General features: G+C 69.0%; 4 protein-coding genes. 2 read left to right on the forward strand and 2 right to left on the reverse strand.

The window, feature by feature from the left end:
- Positions 1 to 750 (reverse strand): histidine kinase dimerization/phospho-acceptor domain-containing protein (locus Q0C81_RS17310; RefSeq protein ID WP_291840930.1); only part of this gene is annotated, 750 nt, incomplete at its 3' end.
- A 151-nt stretch (positions 751 to 901) separates the two neighbouring features.
- Between Q0C81_RS17310 and Q0C81_RS17315 the strand changes: the two genes are divergently transcribed.
- Positions 902 to 1864 carry an ABC transporter ATP-binding protein gene (locus Q0C81_RS17315; protein ID WP_291840932.1) on the forward strand — a complete coding sequence of 321 codons (963 nt, stop codon included), beginning with the start codon at positions 902 to 904 and terminating at the stop codon, positions 1862 to 1864.
- On the forward strand, positions 1861 to 3324 hold the full coding sequence (locus Q0C81_RS17320; protein ID WP_291840934.1) for an ABC transporter permease: 1464 nt from the start codon (positions 1861 to 1863) through the stop codon (positions 3322 to 3324). The genes Q0C81_RS17315 and Q0C81_RS17320 overlap by 4 nt, the downstream gene beginning before the upstream one ends.
- Before the next feature lie 117 nt (positions 3325 to 3441).
- On the opposite strand, the gene rpsU is transcribed toward Q0C81_RS17320, so the two are convergent.
- Positions 3442 to 3693 (reverse strand): 30S ribosomal protein S21, encoded by a 252-nt coding sequence (gene rpsU, locus Q0C81_RS17325; protein WP_291840936.1) that lies wholly within the window; start codon positions 3691 to 3693, stop codon positions 3442 to 3444.
- Positions 3694 to 3748 lie beyond the last annotated feature (55 nt).

Consider the following 3748-nt stretch of genomic DNA (forward strand, 5'->3'; position numbering starts at 1 on the left):
GATGTCGAGGAAGCGGTCGCGCGCCTTGGGGTCGTCGCGGGCGTGGCCCTTGAGCGTCTCGATGAAGCCGGCCAGCGAGGCCAGCGGCGTCTTCAGTTCGTGGCTGGCGTTGGCCAGGAAGTCGACGCGCATCAGCTCCATGCGCCGCACGTCGGTCTCGTCGCGCAGCACCAGCAGGGCCAGGGTGGCGCCGTCGCCGGGCGGGGCGGGCAGGGGGCGGGTCAGGGCCCGCCAGTGGCGGGTCTGGGCGCCGACGCCGGAATAGTCGGTGGTGCGGGCGATGCCGCCGAACAGGGCCTCGTCGACCGCCTCAAGCACCGTCGGTTCGCGCACGGCGGAGACCAGCAGGGCGCCCTCGCGCTGGATGCGGAACAGGTCGCGCGCGGCGCCGTTGGCCAGCACCACGCGGCGTCCGGCGATGTCGTCAGCCTCGCCGCCCGAGACCACCAGCACCGGATCGGCCAGGGCCTCGAAGGCGCTGTCCAGCAGGCGCTGGTCGGCGGCGGGGATCGACGGTGGCGCGGCCGCTTCGGCGGTTTCGGCGCTCGGCGCGGAACGCGGGCGGCGGTTCACGGCCCAGGTGGAGACGCCCACCAGCACGGCGCCGCCGATCAGCCACTGGGCCAGGGCGGGATAGAAGACCGCCAGCGTCAGCAGCACGACCACCGAAACGCCCGCGCTGGCGCCCACGGTCCACAGGCGCGAGGCCGCGGACGGGGCGACGGGGGACTGGGCGGCTTCGTAGGGCATTGCGCTTCCACTGGAGCGTGCGCGCGGGGCGACTCGCTATCCGCCGAACATGACACGGAATTCATGACAATCGATCCGGGAAGCGTCCCGCTCCGGGTTGTCAAACGTCCTTTACATCCCTAGGCTTCTATTCTGTTGCAAGGAGGGGCTTATGACGGCGGCTTTGACGCTTGAGGGCGTGAGCAAGCGATACGGCGAATTCCAGGCCGTGCGCGATCTCAGCTTCGAGGTGCCCAAGGGCTCGATCTGCGGCTTCCTGGGGCCGAACGGGGCGGGCAAGACCTCGACCATCCGCATGATCCTGGGTCTGCAGCCCGCGACCTCGGGCCGGATCGAGATCCTCGGCGCCGACGACGGCCGCCGGGTGCGCGACCGCATCGGCTTCCTTCCGGAAGAGCGCGGTCTCTACAAGAAGATGACGCCGGTGGACGCCATCGCCTTCTTCGGCTCGCTGAAGGGCCTGCCGCTGGGCGAGGGCCGCAAGCGGGCCAGGGAAATGCTGGACGCGCAAGGACTGGGCGCCTCCAAGCGCAAGAAGATGAAGGAGCTGTCCAAGGGGATGGCCCAGAAGGTCCAGCTGATCTCGTCGGTGGTGCACCGGCCCGAGTTCGTGATCCTGGACGAGCCGTTCTCGGGCCTCGATCCGGTCAACCAGCAAGGGTTGGAGCAGATGATCCGAGGGCTGGCCGCCGACGGCGCCACCGTCCTGTTCTCGACCCATGTGATGCAGCACGCCGAGCGGCTGTGCGACAAGGTCGTGCTGCTGGCCCGGGGCCGGAAGGCGTTCGAGGGCACGGTGGCCGAGGCCCGCGCCACCTCGCGCCGGTTCCTGGAGCTGGAGGGCGCCATCGCGCCGGACCAGGCCGAACGCCTGCCCGGCGTGGCCGGGGTCGAGGTCGTCTCCGATGACGGCGAAGTCCGGGTGCTGAAGGCCGCGCTGGCTCAGGGCGCACAAGGGCAGGAGGCGCTCAAGGCGGCCTTCCTGACCGGCCTGGACGTGCGCCGTTTCGAACTGCGCGAGCCCAGCCTGCACGACGCCTTCATCGACCTGACCGGGGACCGCCCCGATGTCGACCAGAGCGTGAAGCCGACCGGCGTGGAGGCCGCCCGATGAACCGGATGTTCCTGATCGCGCGGCGCGAATACGCCGCCTACGCCATGACCGTGGGCTTCTGGCTGTCGCTGCTGGCCTTCCCGCTGTTCGCGGTGATCGGCGGCGGCGTGTCCTATCTGGTCCGCACCGGAGAGACCATTCCGGCGGTGGCCGTCGTCGAGGACGGAGCCGGCGCCGCCGGCCTCGCTACGGCCGTCCAGGACCATCTGAAGGTCGAGAACGACCGCCGGCGCGCCAGTAGCCTTCGCGCCGCGGCGCTGGCCGAGACACAGACCACGCCTGACGCCGGGACCGGGGCGGCGGATCGGGTTCGGGAGATCGCCGAGACGCAGGGCTTCGACGCAGGCATGGCGGAACTACGCCGGGTCGCGCCCATGGCCGCAGCAGCATGGCGCGAGCCGAAGACGCCCGTCACCCTAGCGCCCGCGCCCGCCCAGGTCGTCGCCGCGGCGCCGGGGAAGGCGCGCGACGACGCCGCCAAGGCCTATCTGGCCGCGGACAAGAGCGATCGTTCACTCAGCGCCATCGTTTTCCTGACGCGGGAGGACGGCAAGCCGGCGGCCCGGGTCTGGACCGCCCGCACCAATGAGGACGCGGTCGATGATTTCGTGCGCGAGGCCCTGAAATCCGCGAACCGGCGCGAGGTATTCGGCGCGTCGGGTGTTTCGCCACAGGTTATCGTCAGCTCCGAACAATTCCGCCCGCACGTGACCGCCTATTCGCCCAAGGCCTCGACCGGCGCCGAGGTGTCGTTCCGGGATCGTCTGCCTCAACTGATCGGCTTCATCTCCGGCTTCATGCTGTGGTCGCTGATCCTGACCGGCGCCTCGATCCTGCTGAACAGCGTGATGGAGGAGAAGTCGAACAAGATCCTCGAGGTGCTGCTGTCGTCGGCCTCCACCACCGAAATCCTGTCGGGCAAGGTGCTGGGGGTGGCGCTGCTGACCCTGACGGTTTCGCTGGCCTGGGGCGTACTGGGCAGCGGGGCCTTGATCACCGTGGCGCCGAAATACGCCGCCTGGACCGGTGAAATCCTGCTTCACGGCGGGATGCTGGGCTGGTTCGCGGCCTTCATGATCGGCGGCTATCTGATGTACGCCGTGCTGTTCGCGGCGATCGGCGCCTTCTGCGACACGCCGCGGGACGCCCAGACGCTGATGGGGCCGATCATGATGGTGCTGGTGGTGCCGCTGGTCGTCATGCAACTGGCGCTGCGTCAGCCGGATTCTCCGGTGGTGCAGGTCCTGTCGTGGGTGCCGTTCTTCACCCCGTTCCTGATGATCGCCCGTCTGCCGTCCGATCCGCCCCTGTGGGAGGTTATCGGCGCCATGGCCGGGATGTTCGCCTTCGCCCTGCTGATGGTCTGGGTCTCGGGCCGCGCCTTCCGCGCCGGCGCCCTGTCGGACGTCAAGCTGAGCTGGAAGAGCTTCGGCGCGGCGATCCGGGGCGGGGGGAACTAGGTCTGAGCCCGTCCTCCCCCATCGCCTCGAAGGGGCGATGGGGGAGGTGAAGCCAAAGAAAAAGGGCCGCTCCGTTTCCGGAGCGGCCCTTTGATCTTTCAGCCGTAGGGCCGTCGCTTAGCTGCGACCGGCGCCGCCCGGCACGCGGGGCTTCGGAGCCGGCAGCAGGCCTTCGCGCTGAGCGCGCTTGCGGGCCAGCTTGCGGGCGCGACGGACAGCCTCGGCCTTTTGACGGGCGCGCTTTTCCGACGGCTTTTCGTAATGAACGTGGCGCTTCATTTCACGGAAGCTGCCTTCGCGCTGCATCTTCTTCTTGAGGGCTTTCAGCGCTTGATCGACGTTATTATCGCGAACGAAAATCTGTACCAGGTTGAACTCTCCTTTGGCCGCCCGCCGCGTCCTGTGAGGGAGACGGGCGAACAAA

This window comes from Brevundimonas sp. (genome assembly GCF_023259385.1).
Classification (GTDB): domain Bacteria; phylum Pseudomonadota; class Alphaproteobacteria; order Caulobacterales; family Caulobacteraceae; genus Brevundimonas.